This window comes from Protofrankia sp. Cas3 (assembly GCF_963555955.1).
Taxonomy (GTDB): Bacteria; Actinomycetota; Actinomycetes; order Frankiales; family Frankiaceae; genus Protofrankia.
The window spans coordinates 8,257-9,439 of the sequence record NZ_CAUVXP010000193.1 but is presented as its reverse complement, the minus strand read 5'-3'; the positions used below and the strand labels follow the sequence as shown (position 1 = coordinate 9,439).

Annotated in this window: 1 pseudogene; it reads left to right on the top strand. The window is 58.8% G+C overall.

The features are described 5' to 3' along the window. The first annotated feature begins 59 nt into the window (after positions 1-59). Positions 60-1,155 (top strand): annotated as a pseudogene (locus tag U9983_RS24380) (IS630 family transposase). Positions 1,156-1,183 lie beyond the last annotated feature (28 nt).

Below are 1,183 nucleotides of genomic sequence, written 5' to 3'. Positions count from 1 at the left end.
CTAGTGTCTCGTGATTTCACTGACTTTACAAAAGGTTGATTGCGGTGTTTAATGAATGAATGGAACTGACAACGGATGCGCGGGCAGAACTACAGGCATTGGTGAACAGTCAGGATGCGCCGGCAGCAGTGGCGACGCGAGCCCGGATCGTATTGTGGCGAGCAGAGAACCGACAGAAGAAAGAAATCGCAGCCTTGGCCGGGGTTTCACGGCCGACGGTGGATCTGTGGCTGTCTCGCTACGAGGCCGAGGGGATCGACGGGTTTTTTGACCGCTCCCGCGCTGCACCGCGGGAGCAGATGCCTGCAAAAATTCGAAGTCGGATCCTCGCCTTGACCCGTACGTCTCCGCCGGCGGAGACGGGCCTGTCGCATTGGTCGAGCCGGGAGATGGCCAAGTTCATCACCCGCACCACGGGTGTCCGGGTGTCCTTCCACTATGTGGCGAAATTGTGGCGGGACAACGGGCTGAAGCCACACCGGCAGGGCACGTTCAAAATCAGCAAGGATCCTGCCTTCGCAGAGAAGGTCACCGACATCGTCGGCCTGTACCTTGATCCGCCCGGCGGAGCGGTCGTGCTCAGCCTGGACGAGAAGGCGCAGATCCAGGCGCTGGACCGCACCCAGCCACTGCTGCCGATCGAGTTCGACGCCTGCGAGAAACGCACCCACGACTACGTCCGGCATGGCACCACCGACCTGTTCGCCGCGTTGAATGTCGCGACCGGAGAGGTTTTCGGTGAATGCCGACCAACCCATGATGGCGCGGAATTCCTGTCCTTTCTCAAGAAGGCTGTCAAGCCTCACGCCGGCAAGGAAGTTCATGTCGTGCTGGACAATCTTTCCACCCACACCACGCCCGATGTTGAGGCATGGCTGGAGGAGAACCCGCACGTGCATTTCCACTTCACCCCGGTCGGATCGTCGTGGATCAATCAGATCGAAACGTGGTTCGGTATCATCACCCATCAGTCGATCCGCCGCGGTACCTTCACCTCCGTACAGCTTCTCATCCAGCAGATCCGGGACTACATCGCCCACTGGAACAGCCAATCCGAATCCATTCACGTGGACGGCGACTGCGGACGAGATCCTCGCCAAAGTCCAGCTTGTCCAGACCAACATCAAGAAGCTTGTCGACAACAACGGGAAGTAAAGTTAGTGGAATCACGAGACACTAGGGG